The sequence below is a fragment of the Chroococcidiopsis sp. SAG 2025 genome (assembly GCF_032860985.1).
GTDB lineage: Bacteria > Cyanobacteriota > Cyanobacteriia > Cyanobacteriales > Chroococcidiopsidaceae > Chroococcidiopsis.
Window position 1 is genome coordinate 4,642,689 of the sequence record NZ_JAOCNC010000001.1, and the last position, 15,808, is coordinate 4,658,496.

13 protein-coding genes, 1 pseudogene and 1 riboswitch are annotated in these 15,808 nt (G+C 47.0%); of the genes and pseudogenes, 11 read left to right on the forward strand and 3 right to left on the reverse strand.

Translation table 11 applies throughout. The features are described from left to right. The first annotated feature begins 17 nt into the window (after positions 1-17). The 7 genes and pseudogenes from N4J56_RS22735 (at position 18) to N4J56_RS22765 (ending at position 6,618) form a co-directional block, all read left to right on the forward strand. Positions 18-1,080, forward strand: a pseudogene (locus N4J56_RS22735) (IS630 family transposase). Continuing rightward, a complete protein-coding gene (locus tag N4J56_RS22740) occupies positions 1,010-1,480 on the forward strand; it encodes a TonB-dependent receptor domain-containing protein (RefSeq protein WP_317108516.1) in 471 nt (156 codons plus the stop codon). The pseudogene N4J56_RS22735 and the gene N4J56_RS22740 overlap by 71 nt, the downstream one beginning before the upstream one ends. A gap of 145 nt (positions 1,481-1,625) precedes the next feature. Continuing rightward, positions 1,626-3,185 carry an ABC transporter substrate-binding protein gene (locus N4J56_RS22745; RefSeq protein ID WP_317108517.1) on the forward strand — a complete coding sequence of 520 codons (1,560 nt, stop codon included), beginning with the start codon at positions 1,626-1,628 and terminating at the stop codon, positions 3,183-3,185. Beyond that, positions 3,182-4,174 carry an ABC transporter permease gene (locus tag N4J56_RS22750; RefSeq protein ID WP_317108518.1) on the forward strand — a complete coding sequence of 331 codons (993 nt, stop codon included), beginning with the start codon at positions 3,182-3,184 and terminating at the stop codon, positions 4,172-4,174. Before N4J56_RS22745 ends, N4J56_RS22750 begins: the two co-directional genes overlap by 4 nt. After that, entirely contained in the window at positions 4,171-5,049 is an 879-nt protein-coding gene (locus N4J56_RS22755; protein ID WP_317108519.1) for an ABC transporter permease, read from the forward strand. Before N4J56_RS22750 ends, N4J56_RS22755 begins: the two co-directional genes overlap by 4 nt. Before the next feature lie 20 nt (positions 5,050-5,069). After that, positions 5,070-5,993 (forward strand): ABC transporter ATP-binding protein, encoded by a 924-nt coding sequence (locus N4J56_RS22760; RefSeq protein WP_317108520.1) that lies wholly within the window; start codon positions 5,070-5,072, stop codon positions 5,991-5,993. Further along, a complete protein-coding gene (locus N4J56_RS22765) occupies positions 5,986-6,618 on the forward strand; it encodes an ABC transporter ATP-binding protein (protein WP_317108521.1) in 633 nt (210 codons plus the stop codon). Before N4J56_RS22760 ends, N4J56_RS22765 begins: the two co-directional genes overlap by 8 nt. A 23-nt stretch (positions 6,619-6,641) precedes the next feature. On the opposite strand, the gene N4J56_RS22770 is transcribed toward N4J56_RS22765, so the two are convergent. The 3 genes from N4J56_RS22770 to N4J56_RS22780 all read right to left on the reverse strand — a co-directional run bounded on the left by N4J56_RS22770 (position 6,642) and on the right by N4J56_RS22780 (position 9,006). Then, positions 6,642-7,637, reverse strand: coding sequence for a methyltransferase domain-containing protein (locus tag N4J56_RS22770; protein ID WP_317108522.1), 996 nt, complete (start codon positions 7,635-7,637; stop codon positions 6,642-6,644). A 131-nt stretch (positions 7,638-7,768) separates the two neighbouring features. Continuing rightward, complete coding sequence (locus tag N4J56_RS22775) at positions 7,769-8,281, reverse strand: hypothetical protein (RefSeq protein ID WP_317108523.1); 513 nt, start codon at positions 8,279-8,281, stop codon at positions 7,769-7,771. Positions 8,282-8,316: 35 nt separating this feature from the next. Next, positions 8,317-9,006, reverse strand: coding sequence for a HupE/UreJ family protein (locus N4J56_RS22780; protein WP_317108524.1), 690 nt, complete (start codon positions 9,004-9,006; stop codon positions 8,317-8,319). Positions 9,007-9,049: 43 nt separating this feature from the next. Further along, positions 9,050-9,195: riboswitch (cobalamin riboswitch) on the reverse strand. A 288-nt stretch (positions 9,196-9,483) separates the two neighbouring features. Between N4J56_RS22780 and N4J56_RS22785 the strand changes: the two genes are divergently transcribed. The 4 genes from N4J56_RS22785 (at position 9,484) to N4J56_RS22800 (ending at position 15,803) form a co-directional block, all read left to right on the forward strand. After that, entirely contained in the window at positions 9,484-9,636 is a 153-nt protein-coding gene (locus tag N4J56_RS22785; RefSeq protein ID WP_317108525.1) for a hypothetical protein, read from the forward strand. Between the two features lie 104 nt (positions 9,637-9,740). Next, positions 9,741-12,236, forward strand: coding sequence for a TonB-dependent siderophore receptor (locus N4J56_RS22790; protein ID WP_317108526.1), 2,496 nt, complete (start codon positions 9,741-9,743; stop codon positions 12,234-12,236). 211 nt (positions 12,237-12,447) lie between these two features. Beyond that, complete coding sequence (locus tag N4J56_RS22795; RefSeq protein WP_317108527.1) at positions 12,448-13,269, forward strand: ABC transporter substrate-binding protein; 822 nt, start codon at positions 12,448-12,450, stop codon at positions 13,267-13,269. 17 nt (positions 13,270-13,286) lie between these two features. After that, complete coding sequence (locus tag N4J56_RS22800; RefSeq protein WP_317108528.1) at positions 13,287-15,803, forward strand: TonB-dependent siderophore receptor; 2,517 nt, start codon at positions 13,287-13,289, stop codon at positions 15,801-15,803. The last annotated feature ends 5 nt before the right edge of the window (positions 15,804-15,808 follow it).

Consider the following 15,808-nt stretch of genomic DNA (forward strand, 5'->3'; position numbering starts at 1 on the left):
GCTGATTTTGACCACTCATGCCTGCTCCTTTACGTATCGTTTTGACAGAGTCAGAAGACCGGACGTTGAGTGAACTTCGGGTTGCCAAAACCGTTGCTCAACGTACCCGAGATCGAGCACAAATGCTTCGACTCAATGCTCAAGGATGGGTAGTGCCAGCGATTGCCGAAATTTTTGAGTGCCAAGAGCAGACAGTGCGCGAAACCATCCGCCGTTGGCAGCAGCAAGGGTTAGGTGGATTATGGGATGCTAGTGGACGAGGAGCTAAAGCCAAATGGCAAGAAGCAGACATGGCCTACCTAGAACAATGCCTAGAGCAAGAAGCCAGAACCTATAATAGTCAACAGCTAGCCCAGAAGCTAGAGCAAGAACGACAGGTAAACCTAAGTGCTGACCGGATTCGCCGCATTCTAAAAAAAAGGGCTTTAGTTGGAAGCGGACTCGACACTCGCAACGGGGCAGACAAGATCCTGAGTACAAAGCACTCAAGCAAGCCGACTTAGACACACTCCAACTAGCTGCCTGTGAAGGGTACATTGACCTGAAGTATCTTGACGAATCGGGATGTTGTCTGGAAAGTCCAGTCAGTTATAGTTACTCTCGCATTGGAGAGCAGAAACACCGAAGAGCAGGTCAAATCCTATGGAGACCGCATTAGTATTCTAGGGATATGGCAACCAGAGCAGTCGTTTGACTATGCTCTGGTACAAGGCAGTTTCCACAAGGAACGCTATGTTAAAGTGATGAACGCTCCTTGCCCAAAAGAGTGAGCAGACATTGCTACAAACCGGACGGCTCACAGTCGTGGTGCAAGATAATGGTTCGGCTCATACCAGTCATCTTGCCCGTGAGCACTGGCAGCAGTGGCAGTCGAAAGGGCTATATCTCTTTTTTCTCCCCCAATACAGTTCACATATGAATCTGATTGAAGCGCAGTGGCATCAACTCAAAACCCATGAAATAGCCGGAAGGATTTTTGATAACGAGTATGATTTAGCGAATGCCATGATTGAGGGCATGGAGAATCGAAGTCAACAAGGGGGATGGACACTGGAACGTTTTATGTTTAAATCTGCTTAGCTACTTACCAGGGTTTAGGCTGATCGCTAATTATGCTTACACTGATGCAGAAGTTACTGAAGATAATAGCATTCCCATCGGCGATCGCTTGGTTGGCGTACCGGAACATAGCTTTAGTATTTGGAGCACTTACGAGATTCAAAATGGCGGCTTGCAGGGGCTAGGGTTTGGTCTGGGTCTAGTATATGCATCAGAACGAGAGGTGGCGCTCCCTAATACCTTCACCGTCTCCTCCTACCTGAGAACCGATGCCGCGATCTTCTATCGTCGAAATAATTGGAATTTTCGCTTGAATCTGAAAAATCTCTTTAATATTGATTACTACGACCTTGATAGTGGCTTCGCTATTTTTCCCAGGGAGCCTTTTACAGCACTAGCAACAGTAGCAGTAGAATTTTGATCGAGAAGCAACTACGGTGATTAAAGCTATTTTAAACGTCAGAAAGTTTAACCATAGACTATGGTATTGTTTATGGGCAGTGCTACTCGTACAGTTTTTGTCTGCTTGTAGTCGGAGTTCCCCCCCAAGCTTGCAGGTAGTTGAGGTGGCTTCTAAAGATGAAGTTGTCATAGACTTAGGCTGGCAAGCTTATGGATGGTTTGAAAAGGGATTCGACCCGACAAGGGGTTGGGCTAGGGCTTCCTACACCGTTCCCCTGTTTCAGAGTACGCTGTTTCGCCGCAGCGAAAGCCTGCGGGAGTTAGTCAACGATCTAGCCCAAAGCTATAGAATCAGCCCAGATCGTAAGGTTTGGACTGTCAAGATTCGTCAGGATGCCCGCTTCGCTGACGGTCAGCCGCTCACGGCAGCCGATGTTGCCTATACATTTAACACGGCAAAAGCAAGTGGAGGACCAACGAACCTGGACATTCTGAGCCAGGCTATTACAACTAGTAAGTACGAAGTTGAGCTGCAGCTCAAGCAGCCTCAAATTGCCTTTTTCGAGCAGCTCGTCCATATGGGCATTGTACCCAAGCACGCTCATGGTAGCGGCTACTCCCGCAATCCCATCGGCTCCGGTCCCTATCGCTTAGTGCAATGGAATGAGGGCGAGCAGATTATTATTGAAGCCAATCCCAATTACTACGGTAAGCCGTCTCAGATTAAGCGCATTGTTTTTCTTTTTAGCCGTGGGGATGCAGCAGTGGCGGCAGCTAGAGCAGGTCTAGCTCAGATTGCCAGGGTTCCCTATACTCTAGCTATCCAACCGAGCGCAGGCATGAAACTGTACCAAATCAAAAGTACCGATCACGCACAAGTAGGTCTAATGTTTCCCTACCTTCCCAATACGGGAAAAAAGACACCTCAAGGCGAGCTAATTGGCAACGATGTCACCGCAGAGCGAGCCATTCGCCAAGCGGTAAACTACGCGATCGATCGCCAAACTTTGGTCAATGCGATCGTGCAAGGCTACGGCTCTGCCGCTACTGGACCTGCTGACGGTATGCCGTGGGAAGAACCTGCTGCCAAGATCGAAGATGCCGATCCCCATAAGGCAAGGCAGATCTTGTCTCAAGCAGGCTGGCGAGATCTTAACGGTGATGGCACTCTAGATAAACAGGGACTAAAGGCTGAGTTTACGCTGTTATATTCTGCTGAGGATAGCATTCGGCAGGGACTTGCTTTGGCTGTTGCTCAAATGCTGAAACCGATAGGAATTCAAGTCAACGCCGAAGGTAAAGGTTGGCCCGAAATCGAGCGTCGGATGCACGGTAATGTCGTCCTTTACCTCATGGGAACTTCCAGCCCGAAGGAATTGCAATTCCTCTACCACAGTGACTCAGCGCGGGGGGAGTATGAGAACCCAGGCTATTATTCCAACCCAATTGTTGACCGAGCCATCGATCGAGGTATGGCAGCTGCTTCAGAAACCGCGGCAATGCCGTTTTGGAAGCAAGTTCAGTGGGATGGTCAAACCGGAGTGACTGCTAAAGGCGACGCCGCTTCTGCTTGGCTGGTCAACCTGAATGAAACTTATTTGATTAGTGAATGTCTTAACATCGGCAAACCAGCCGTACCCTCTAAGGGCTATTTAGGACCTCTCCTATCTAATATCACCGATTGGAAGTGGGTTTGCCAGCAAAAAAAGGAGGTAGGAGCGTGAATTTTCTAGCTCGATTCTTACTCAAAAAACTGCTGCACCTATTCTTGCTACTACTGACAGTTTCGCTCCTGACTTTTATTCTAGTGAGTCTGTCGCCAATCGATCCGATTGAAGCCTATGTCAGTGCAGCCGAGAGACTGTACCTCACACCTGACCAGCGAGAATCGATCGCCCAGCACTGGGGCCTGGATCGGCCCATGTTTGCGCGCTTCTTCCTGTGGCTAGGACAGTTGCTCCAAGGCAATTTGGGCGAGTCGATGACTTACCACCAATCGGTGTCCGCCGCAATTGCCGAACGCTTTCAAGCCTCGCTCATGCTCATGGCAATGGCTTGGTTGCTGTCAGGGGTATTTGGTGTTTTTTTGGGAATCCTAGCAGGAGCCAAAGAGGGTTCGCTGCTAGATCAAACAATCCGGCTGTATGCCTATACTCTAGCCTCGGCTCCCACTTTCTGGATTGCCTTAGTGCTGCTAATTCTCTTCTCAGTGATGCTGCAAGTCACTCCCACTTGCTGTGCTACTCCACCAGGGGTCTTACTCAAGGATGTGACGATTTGGCAGCGTTTCCACCATCTGCTCCTACCTGCCCTCGCCTTAAGCTTGATTGGTGTTGCTAGCATTGCGCTACACACCCGCGAAAAACTGATTGAAATTCTCCACAGCAACTATGCTGTGTTTGCCTATGCTCAGGGAGAAACAAAAACTGGGGTGATTCTGCACCACGGTCTGCGAAATATTGCTCTACCAGCAATCACCCTACAGTTTGCTAGCTTGAGTGAATTGTTTGGTGGTTCGGTGTTGGCTGAAAACGTGTTTGGCTATCCTGGCTTGGGCGATGCTACCACCCAAGCTGCATTGCGTAGCGATGTACCGCTATTGGTAGGTATTGTCTTCTTTAGTGCTATTTTCGTGTTTGTAGGCAATACCATAGCTGACCTAAGTTATCAAATCGTCGATCCTCGCATCCGCATAGAAAGATTTACTCGATGAAGCCATTCACTACTACCGCACCCCCTGAAACCTGCCGACGCAAATCAATCCTGTTTTTGGGAAATCGTCGCAACCGCACCCTGTTGCTGGTTGCCTTATGCGTATCGATCTTAGGGATTCTGCTGTTGGGGACTCAAATATTTGGCGTTGAGGGTTTAGAAATTTCTCTCACACAGCAGTTACAGTCCCCCTCCCCAGCATACCCTTTTGGTACTGATTGGCTAGGTCGAGACATGCTGACGCGCACCCTCCACGGTTTAAGTCTGAGTTTGTGGGTAGGACTACTGACCGCAGCCATTAGTGCCGCGATCGCGCTGGTACTGGGAACGCTTTCGGCAACAATAGGAGGCTTAGTTGATGCGATCGTCACTTGGTCGATCGACGTGTTTTTGAGCCTACCCCACCTAGTGTTGCTGATCCTGGTAGCATTTGCGGCTGGTGGTGGTGCTAAAGGCTTGATCGTCGCAATTACCATAACTCACTGGCCTCTGTTAGCAAGAGTTCTTCGCGCTGAAGTGCTACAGGTTAAGAATTCCGATTACGTGCAACTTTCCTCCAAGCTGGGACATTCTCCTGTGTGGATTGCCTGCCATCACATGTTACCCCACTTATGGCCCCAGTTTCTGGTCGGGCTGATTCTGCTATTTCCCCACGCGATTCTGCACGAGGCAGGTCTAACCTTCCTGGGGTTGGGATTACCACCAGAAATACCGGCGATCGGCATTATCCTATCTGAGGCAATGCGTTATTTATCAACTGGTTACTGGTGGCTAGCGGTATTTCCTGGTGTCGCCCTGCTACTTGCTGTCAAAACATTTGATATTCTGGGTCAAAGCTTGCGTGCCTTACTCGAGCCTAAAACTAGTCAAATGTAAAACCCCAGGAGACTTCAGGCATGCTGTCAGTTCAGGAGCTAAGTGTCACCTTTACCGTGTACGAGCAGGGCTTGACTCAAAAACAATTAACTCCCATTACTAGTCTAGATCTGGAAATTGGCACAGGTGAGGTCATAGCTGTTGTTGGTTCGAGCGGCTCGGGTAAAAGTTTGCTAGCCCACGCAGTGCTCGGGATTCTACCCCCAAACGCTACAGTGGGAGGGAAAATAGTGTTTCAAGGCGAGCTGCTGACTCTGCAGCGCCAAACTGCACTACGGGGGCGAGAAATTGCCTTGATTCCGCAGTCAGTTGACTACCTCGACCCCCTCATGCCTGTCGGGCTACAAGTAACTCGCGCCGCGCAGTTGAGTGGTTTGTCCTCCAGAGAAGCAAAACAAGCTGTCAAGCAGGTCTTCAACCGCTATGGGCTGGATTTAGCAGTGCAGCAACTTTATCCATTTCAACTATCGGGAGGAATGGCGCGGCGGGTGCTGGTTGCTACAGCAGCAGTGGGACGGGCAGTTTTGTTGATTGCCGACGAACCTACACCTGGTCTACACCCAGACGTAGTCGTGGAGACGCTTAATCATCTGCGCGAATTAGCTAGCGAGGGCAAGGGAGTACTGTTGATTACCCACGATATTGAAGCAGCACTGCAAGTAGCCGACCGCGTGGCTGTTTTCTATGCCGGCACAACTGTAGAGATTGCCAAGAAAAAAGATTTTGCTAACGGGTTGCTGCGCCATCCCTACACATTGGCGTTATGGCGGTCTCTACCTCGAAATCGCTTTGTCCCAGTACCAGGCTCGCAGCCTAACCCAGACACTTTGCCTGTTGGCTGCCTGTTTGCAGAGCGATGCCCGCTCGCTACAGCGGCTTGCTACGAGGCTCGTCCTCCACTCCGCGAGGTGCGCGGCGGATTAGTCAGGTGTATCCATGCTTAAAGGAGAAAATCTTTGCTTTCGCTACCGAAAAGACCTACCTTGGATTGTGCGGGAGTTCAGCATTGAGGTAGCTCGGGGTGAAATTGTTGGGTTGAGCGGACCTTCAGGCTTCGGCAAGACTACCTTGGGCAAGCTCCTCGCTGGCTATCTCCAACCAAGTGCTGGTAGCGTCACAGTAGATGGAAAGCCCTTGACCATGCGAGGCTACTGTCCAGTACAATTGATTTTTCAACTTCCAGAACTAGCGATCGCCCCCCGCTGGCGCATCGCACGGGTTTTGAACGAAGGCCAGTCTCCAGAACCAGAACTGTTGCGAGCTCTTAACATTGACAAAAGTTGGCTGAGCCGTTGGCCTCACGAACTAAGTAGTGGCGAACTCCAACGGGTGGCAGTAGCTCGCGCCCTCGGCTCTCGTACCCGTTACTTGATTGCTGACGAGATGACAGCCATGCTGGATGCTAATACGCAAGCTTTAATCTGGTCTGCTGTAATTGATTATGCCAAGCAGACCGAGCTGGGCATTTTAGCCATCAGTCACGATGCAGCACTACTTCAACGCCTTTGCCATCGGATCGTTGGCTTGACAAACAGGCATTGTCAAGTTAACGAGGGGGACGGCAGATAGTAGAATTCACTCATATCCTTCGTTTAAGACGCTTTATGTGCCCCAGTTGTTGCAGTGGAAATTTCCGTCAATCGCGGTAGTGTATTAGCCCGGACGGCGCGGAACATTCCGAATCGGCACAGCCCTGTACCGAATGCCAGTCGCATTAACAGAATCGTGGGAACTTCTCGCAGGGACTTGATCAAGCCAGAAACCCCATATTTCATCCACCCCTGAGGGCGAACGATGCCCTGCCAAATTGTATCAAGCCAAGACGGTAGGGTTGGCTCCGTCCAGTCGGCAGTCACCACATCTCCCTCAACCAGTCCCGTTTCTGCTAAAAGCTCGGCAAAGCCTTCGATGCTGGCAAAAGCGGGATGCGACCACTGATCTAGGAGTTGTTGCATCACGGGTTTCTCCCAGAAATTCAGCGGGTAGGAGCGATCGTCTCGCTGATTCCAATCTGCTACTACCAGCACGCCACCAGGCTTGAGCACGCGCAGCAACTCAAGAGCGAAAATTGCTTTGTCGGGCATGTGGGGACCCGCTTCAATTGACCAGACCACATCGAAACTGGCATCTGGAAACGAAAGCGCCATCGCGTCATCCACCAAAAACTGCACGTCCAGTTCCGTTGGGGTTAGCTCCTGAGCGCGTTTGACCTGTTGGGGGCTGATGGTAATTCCAGTGACGGCAAACCCGTAATCCCGTGCCAAAATGCGGCTGCTGCCGCCAATGCCACAACCCACATCTAAGACAGTCGTGCCAGGAGAAAATCGATCTAAACCACCCCAACGCACCATTTCATGCACAAAATCGGATTTAGCTGTCAGAAAATCCTGGCGTTGGGGTGGCGAACCATAATGACCCAAGTGAATGTGTTCGCCCCAGTAAAACTCTAAAATCCCGTCTTCTGTCCATCGATCGTAGGAGTTGGCAACAGAACTAGACGATTGATAACGGCGAGCGGTGAGTAGGTAGAGCGCGATACCTAACGTCAATAGTGCGATTAGAATTCCCAGTCCGAAAGATAAACTCATGAGAAAGCTCGATCGGCATACAGTGATTTAGTCACTCAATCGTTAGATGACTTGATCCAGCGAGAAAACTCACCTGCACAATTAAAGAACGAATGGAGTGGAACCTACCTTAATTAAATCGAATAGATGGTTCAGTGTAGAGTACGCCGCAGAATTCGCTGATAGTTCAGCACAAAAACGTTGTAGAAGGCAAACAGGGCGATCGCCCAAACTACATCTCTCACAAATATCCGCAGAAATACATCAGCCGTAAGACCATGCATTCCCACCCATTGATTTACCAGTAGAATGCTGCTCTGGTAAGCAACAAAACCCAGCAACAGCGCAATTCCCAACCACGCGCTTTGCCCCACCCAACTTTGATGGCTAAACGTCGGCTGGATTGAGGCGATCGATGCAACGACAACAGTCCCCAATCCCATCGTTATGCCCCACAACAAAGCGATCGCGGTGAGCGGATAGTGCCGGATGGTAAAACCGTAGAGTTGGTTGACAAACCAGATTAACACAGCAGCGATCGCTGCCTGTTTGCGGCTGAGGGTGATTCCCGCTAAAGTAGCAAAACTAACCAGTGGCGCATGGGGATAGACGATGCTGCTGGCACTGCCAATCGCGATCAAGCTATAGTACCAAAACTTTTCCATTGTGATCGCTCGATACCTCATTTCCTAATTGTCAACTATGCTGGAAAAATTATCTCCAAAATTAAAGTAGATAAAAAAGTAATACCCACTCCACAAATGACAAAGCCAGCGAACCGCAGCGGCAAACTAGGTTGTTCGGTTGCTTTTTTCAGCACGACTCTGCCAATTAGAAAAGCAGCGATCGCCACCGCTAGTTGAATCACTGTAAAACCCATCAAGTAGGCAATTAAGGGTGTCATCTCGGCACCAAAGATAGCTTCTCCATAGGCGTAGCCATGAAACAACCCGACGATTGCTGTCAATCCAGTTAAAACCCAGCTATTGGGACGATCTTTGAGTGCTAGCAAGATCCCAAATAGCAGTATAGATCCAGAGATCACAAACTCAGCCGCTGGTAATGCCAGTTGCATCAGGTGCAGCCCAGTTCCGAGCATGGCTGCCAGCACAAAGGCGATCGGAATCTTGATTCCCTGACGACTAATTGCGGCAAGTAACCCAACGGACACCACGAAGGCAAAATGGTCAAGCCCGATGACGGGATGAGCCAGTCCCGATGCAAAACCTTCAAAGAAAGTGGTAGGTAGTTTTCCCCCTATTGCATGGTGAGCCAGTGCGGGAGTACCTAGCAAAAGACTCGTAACCGTTAGACTCGCAATTGTCAAAACTGCTAAAAATCCAGCTTGCCCAAGCCTAACGAATTTAAAAGACTGAGAACGTCGATTCATCCGTACCTCGCAGATGAAAAAGAAAAAGTTTACTAGTCTCCAGAGGAGACGCTGCGCGATCGGCGGGCATCCTGACTCAGAGATTCGACGCTCTCATTACAGTTGCGGGACAGCGGCAGATTTGCACTGCTCTTTCCCCCTTGCGTCTGATGGCTGCTCCCCACCAGAACCGATACCACTCTAGAGATTAGCACGATCAAAGCAAACTAATACAGAGTCAGCAAACTACCGCTGATTTGTCAGAAGCCTAAACAATCGTGCTGCGTACTGCAAAGCTATCGGCTTTGGGTAGAGAACCGCAGCTACACGGCAGAACTAGTTTACGTCATATGGTAAAGGAGCGTATTGTAAATTTTCTTTACTTTGGGCGTAAAATCTTCACTTTCGCCTGGACTCATCCATTGGTACAAAGATGACTGCTATGCTCGATGCTAATACCCAAGCTCTCATCAAACAAGCGGTATTAGAATATACCTGTTGCCCTTAATCGAGCGATTTGCGATCGGCTGCTCGATCTATGTAAGGCAATGCGATCGGCTGCAAGCCTCTGAAAATAAATCTGCACTAAGTTTGACAGCTTGTCTTTTGACTTTTCTCTTTGATGTCAATCAAGATTACGAATCGAATTGAGACAAAGTAACTAATTTGATTTTATTTTCAGTAATTATCAAAAGATTTTTGACAATAGTTATTATTCTGATGCGATCGCGAAAATTACGATGAGGAGCATAGGAATGCCAAAGCAACAGATATCTGTGGGGCTGAATGCGATTGTGTCGGTTTTAGTTTCTTTTCCCGCTTATGCAGATGTAGTACAAGTTACTGCCGTACAGCTCAAACAAACAAATGGTGGAGTTGAGGTACTTTTAGAAACTACGGGTGGGGTATCTTCTCAAGTGCTGACAACAAGCTTCGGCAGAACTTTTGTTGCTAATGTTATCAATGCTCAATTGCGCCTACCTTCCGGTAGAGAATTTCGTCAAGAAAATCCCAGTCCAGGTATTGCCTCAGTCGTAGTGACTTCTTCAGGAGCCAATAGCGTTCGAGTTCGAGTCACGGGAGTTGCAGGCGTGCCAAAAAGTCAGGTCGTATCTTCATCTAAAGGATTACTTCTGAGCTTATCTGCACCGCCAGTAGCGGCAGTGCAGCCTACTGTCAAACCAAAGCCTGAACAGCCTCAACGAGAACCGACTACCCCAAATGCCCAACAACCTCAAGCTGAGGCTGAGGAACTACGAGAAATTGTGGTGACAGGCGAGCGAGAAGGATATAGCGTACCAGATGCAACCACAGGAACGAGAACTGACATCCCGCTGCGCGACATTCCACAGTCAATTCAAGTTATCCCCCGTGAGGTGATTGAAGATCGAAATGTCGTGCGTCTGTCAGAATTAGCAGACAATGTTAGCGGCGTACAAGCAGAGCAGGGATATGGGGGATTATCTTCACAAGGTTATCGAATTCGAGGATTTATCACTAATTTTGAAACTCTAAGAAATGGGTTTCCCGATTACGGTTATTTCAGTCCTCGCGATGTTGCTAACGTCGAGCGCGTGGAGTTTCTCAAAGGTCCAGCAGCGGTGTTATATGGTGGTAGCCCAACTCAATATGCGGGTGGTAGCGGCGTTGTCAATACAATTACGAAAAAGCCTTTATCAGAGCCGTTTTACAGGGCAAATTTAACTTATGGAAGTTACGACTTTTTCCGTCCCAGTTTAGATATTAGCGGACCCCTGACAGAAGACAAATCGGTTTTATATCGGTTGAATGTTGCTTATGAAAATGCCGATAGTTTTCGTGATTTTGTCGAGAATGATAGTTTCTTCATTTCACCTGTAGTAGAGGTAAGAATAAGCGATCGCACCAAGCTCTCGTTTGAATACGAATATCAAAAGTACAACTATACATTTGAACAAGGCTTTCCCATAGAGCCAGAAGTTTTGAGATTACCTAGAAGTCGGTTTCTAGGCGAACCAAACTTTGCTGATGGGAATATTACTTTCAACTCATTTACATATAATTTTGAACATGAGTTTAACGACAATCTAAAATTTCGTCAGGGATTTAACGTCCTCGAAGCTAATTTAGACAATGCCGAGCATTTTGCTTACAGTTCCCTGCAAGACGATCGCCGCACGCTCGACCGTGTTTTATATGCATCAGATGAAAAACATAGCAACATCACTCTGCAAAACGAACTTTCTGGCAAATTTTCTACTGGTTCAATTCGTCATACTGTCTTGTTCGGGGTAGATTTAGCTCAAAACGTATTCAACTACATTTTTGCTCCCGAACTAGAATTACCAATAGATATTTTCAATCCGCAGTATGGCGGTACGCTAGTTCCCAACGGAGCGCCAGCCTTTGGCAGAAAAATTGTCTCAGAAAATCTGGGTATATTCGCGCAAAATTTGGTGGAACTAACCCCAAACTTTAAACTATTGTTGGGTGGTCGTCTGGATTTTAATGACTACAGCACAGAAGACCGCGTGACAGATGAATTGCTCGACGAACAATCTAAAACTCGATTTTCGCCACGAATCGGTTTAGTCTATCAACCAGGCGATGCAACTTCCATCTTCTTTAATTGGTCGAACGGTTTTTCGCCACAGTTTCAAGCTCGCAGCCGGACAAATACAGAATTTGAACCGCAAAGGAGCGAACAAATTGAAGTGGGAATCAAGCAAGATTTCAACGAGCGATTAAATGCAACTTTAGCTTTATTTCAAGTTACAAAGCAGAACGTACTGACAGCAGATCCGGTCGATTCATTGTTTAGCACTCAGACAGGCGAACAAAGAAGCCGTGGGATTGAATTCGACCTAGCAGGAGAGATCTCACCAGGCTGGAAAATAATTGCTAACTATGCCTACATTGATGCCGAAGTGACAGAAGATAATACTATTCCCGTAGGCGATCGCTTATTCGGCGTGCCAGAACACAGTGCTGGACTGTGGACGACGTATGAGATTCAAAGTGGAAATTTGCAGGGGTTAGGTTTTGGAGTCGGGTTGTATTTTGTGGACGAACAAGAAGCGGATTTACCGAATACCTTTACTCTCTCTAGTTATGTCAGAGCCGATGCTTCTATTTTTTATCGTCGTAACAATTACAGATTTGCTTTGAATTTTAAGAATATTTCTAATGTTAAATATTACGAGACTGATAGCTATAATCTCGACCCCGCAGCGCCATTTACCGTATTCGGAACAGTAGCTTATGAATTTTAGGCTAGTCAGGTCATAGTACATGAGACGCGATCGCACCTACAAAAATATTCATCTCTTAGCTATTTTGGGATTACTATTGGCATTGCTGGTAAGTTGTCGTATCCCAGGAGTCTCTACAACATCACTAAAAACAGAAAAATATACTCCTGTGACCCTAACAAATTGTGGGTTGACTATAACTTACAAACAGCCGCCACAACGAGTTGTAACCATGACTCAATCTGCAACTGAGGTGATGTTAGCTCTAGGTTTAGACAAACATATAGTTGGTACTGCATACCAAGATAATCCCAGCTTACCAGAGTACCAGCAGGCGTATGCTCGAATTCCCGTGTTGGCGCAGAAGTATCCTTCACAAGAGGTTTTTTTAAGTGTAGAGCCAGATTTTGTTTACACGACAGAGGAAAGTGCTTTTGAGAAAAATGCAATTGGAGCCAGAGAAGAGTTATTAAATATAGGCATCAATTCTTATTTACTACCAATAGAATGCGAGCGCCCAGAGTTAAGACCTCAGCGCGTCACAACGGAAAATCTCTACCAGCAAGTGCGAGAAATTGGGCAGATTTTTGGTGTAAAAGCACGCGCAGAAAAGTTAGTGGTAGAAATGCGATCGCAATTACAAATCACTCAAAAACAATTGGGAAAAGTCAAAAAGCGTCAGCGAATATTTTGGTATGACTCAGAAGATCCGCCCTTAACTGTCTCTAACTGGGGAATACCAGAACGTATCATCGAGTTAGCAGGTGGAGAGAATATTTTCAAAGATATTCAGAAAAAAGAAGCATGGACGATTGTTAATTGGGAAGATGTTATCGAACGTCAACCAGATGTCATTGTATTAATTGATGCTTCGTGGTCGCCTGCGGAAAAAAAGCGCCAATTACTTAAATCTAACCCTGCATATTCTAAGTTAAAAGCCGTGCAACAGAACAAATTCATTGTCTTAGAGTTCAACTACACGATACCAGGAATTAGAAATATTACTGGGGTGAAAAAACTAGCAGCAGCATTGTATCCAGAGCGGTTTAAATAATTCATTGAGGAGATGTAGTGAGCAAAAATTCGTATAACAATCTATGGAGATTGGGATTAGGAATTGGTTTTGTACCTACCTTAGTATTCATCGCTCAACCCGCACGCGCCGACACAATTCAAGTCACGGCAGCGTCACTTAACCCTACAGACAAGGGGATTGAAGTCGTATTAGAAACAGCTGACGATCGGGTTCCCCAAGTATTCACTAGTGCTTATGGCAAAACTTTTGTTGCTAATATTATAAATACTCAATTACGTCTACCTTCTGGTCAAGAATTTCGCCAAGAAAACCCTAGCCGAGATATTGCCTCTGTGGTAGTGACTTCTTTGGGAGCTAACAGCGTTCGAGTCAGAGTCACGGGAGTTGCAGATGCACCAAAAGTACAGCTAAATAGAAGCGATCGCGGTTTGATTTTCAGCCTCACTCCCGCAACAACTCCTACAGCCACTCAACCCACACTAGCAACACTGCAACAGCCAACCCCCACAGCACCACCGAAACCTCAAACAGCAACAGCTCAACCTCCTGCCTCAAATACCGACGAATCACTTGAAATATTAGTGACAGGCGAACGAGAAAGCTATCGAGTACCAAGCTCAACTACGGGAACAAAGCTAGAAGTTCCACAACGGGATATTCCACAGTCGATTCAAGTGATTCCGCGTCAGGTAATTGAAGATCGACAAGTAGTGAGACTAAATGAATTAACTGATAACGTCAGTGGCGTACAGCGAGTCCCAGGCTACGGCGGACTATCTTCTGTTGGGGTACGGATTCGCGGTTTTACGACGCAGTTTGAAACTTTACGGAATGGGTTTCGAGATTTTGGTTATTTAAGTCCACGCGATCTCGCCAACGTCGAACGAGTGGAGGTTCTTAAAGGTCCAGCCTCAGTGCTGTATGGCGGCGGAGTGACTGGTTTTAGCGGACAAATCAATACGATAACCAAAAAACCCCTTGAGGAACCGCTTTATCAAATAAATATGACTGCTGGTAGTTATGACTTTTACCGTCCTACCCTCGATTTTACTGGTTCGCTGACTGGCGATCGCTCTCTACTCTATCGTCTGAATTTAGCGTATGAAAATGCTGATAGTTTTCGCGATTTCAATGGAAATGAAAGCTATCTAATTGCACCTGCACTAACATGGAAAATTGGCGATCGCACTAATTTGACAGTTGAACTTGAGCAACAACATCAAAACTACTTTTTTGATAACGGCTTCCCAGCCGAACCAGAATTCCTCGATCTTCCACGCGATCGCTTTGTGTTGGGAGAACCCGATTTAAATGATGCTGAATGGGACTCGACTTCAATTACCTACAACCTCGAACATGAATTTAGCGACAATTGGAAATTTCGCCAGGGATTTAATGCCACAACAGTAAATGGGAGTACAGCATCGTCATTCTTCGATCCTTTAGAAGCAGATCGCCGTACCCTACCGCGTATCTTTTCCGAATCAGAAGAGTCACAGGAAAACTACTCGCTGCAAAATGAGTTTTTTGGCAAGTTTAATACTGGTTCCGTGCGCCACAATTTCTTATTTGGGGTAGAGTTAGCGAGATACAGATTTGACTTTACTTTCTTCGACGGAGAAATTGACCCGATTGATATTTTAGATCCCGTATACGGAGCAAGACCGAGAAACTTTGCTCCAGGCGATCGCACTGCCTATGGTGCAGACAATCTAGGAATTTATCTTCAAGATTTGGTAGAACTTACACCCAATTTCAAAATTTTAGCAGGAGGTCGCTTCGACCTGAATGATGCCTATCGCGACGAATTTGATGCAGCAGAACAAGACCAAGATGAAACAAACAGCGATTTCTCTCCGCGCCTTGGGATTGTCTATCAGCCGAGTCAAAACACATCTTTATATGCCAGTTACTCTCAATCTTTTGCTCAATTATTACCTAGAAGTCAAATTAACGAACAATTCAAACCCACAACTGGCGAACAGTTTGAAATTGGAGTGAAGCAAGATTTTAACGACAGATTATCAGCTACCTTAGCACTTTACCAGTTGACGCGCCAAAATGTACTAACGACCGATCCTACCGATCCTAATTTTCAGATTCAAACAGGGGAACAAAGAAGTCGTGGAGTTGAATTAGATCTAGCAGGGGAATTACTACCAGGTTGGAACCTGATTGCTACCTACGCTTACACCGATGCCGTTGTGACTGAAGATAATGATATTCCTGAAGGCGATCGCTTAGATGGTACGCCAAAACACAGTGCTAGTCTGTGGACGACTTATCAAATTCAAGATGGTTCCCTACAAGGGTTAGGATTTGGACTAGGGCTAACTTTCCAGGGAGACAGAGAAGCACAAATTCCCAATAGCATCACTCTTCCCTCCTATGTTAGAACAGATGCAGCTATTTTTTACAGGCAGAATAACTACAAAATTGCTCTGAATATCAAAAATCTTTTCAACACTAAGTATTACGAGAGTATTGAGAACTTCTCGATATTTCCTGGCGCACCGACAACAGTGCTAGGAACGGTGTCAGTAGAATTCTAATTGGG

Excerpts from the sequence above, each read along its gene's own strand:
- N4J56_RS22755 (WP_317108519.1), top strand. The coding sequence starts at position 4,171 with ATGAAGCCATTCACTACTACCGCACCCCCTGAAACCTGCCGACGCAAA.
- N4J56_RS22760 (WP_317108520.1), top strand. The coding sequence starts at position 5,070 with ATGCTGTCAGTTCAGGAGCTAAGTGTCACCTTTACCGTGTACGAGCAG.
- N4J56_RS22765 (WP_317108521.1), top strand. The coding sequence starts at position 5,986 with ATGCTTAAAGGAGAAAATCTTTGCTTTCGCTACCGAAAAGACCTACCT.
- N4J56_RS22770 (WP_317108522.1), bottom strand. The coding sequence starts at position 7,637 with ATGAGTTTATCTTTCGGACTGGGAATTCTAATCGCACTATTGACGTTA.
- N4J56_RS22775 (WP_317108523.1), bottom strand. The coding sequence starts at position 8,281 with ATGGAAAAGTTTTGGTACTATAGCTTGATCGCGATTGGCAGTGCCAGC.
- N4J56_RS22780 (WP_317108524.1), bottom strand. The coding sequence starts at position 9,006 with ATGAATCGACGTTCTCAGTCTTTTAAATTCGTTAGGCTTGGGCAAGCT.
- N4J56_RS22790 (WP_317108526.1), top strand. The coding sequence starts at position 9,741 with ATGCCAAAGCAACAGATATCTGTGGGGCTGAATGCGATTGTGTCGGTT.
- N4J56_RS22795 (WP_317108527.1), top strand. The coding sequence starts at position 12,448 with ATGACTCAATCTGCAACTGAGGTGATGTTAGCTCTAGGTTTAGACAAA.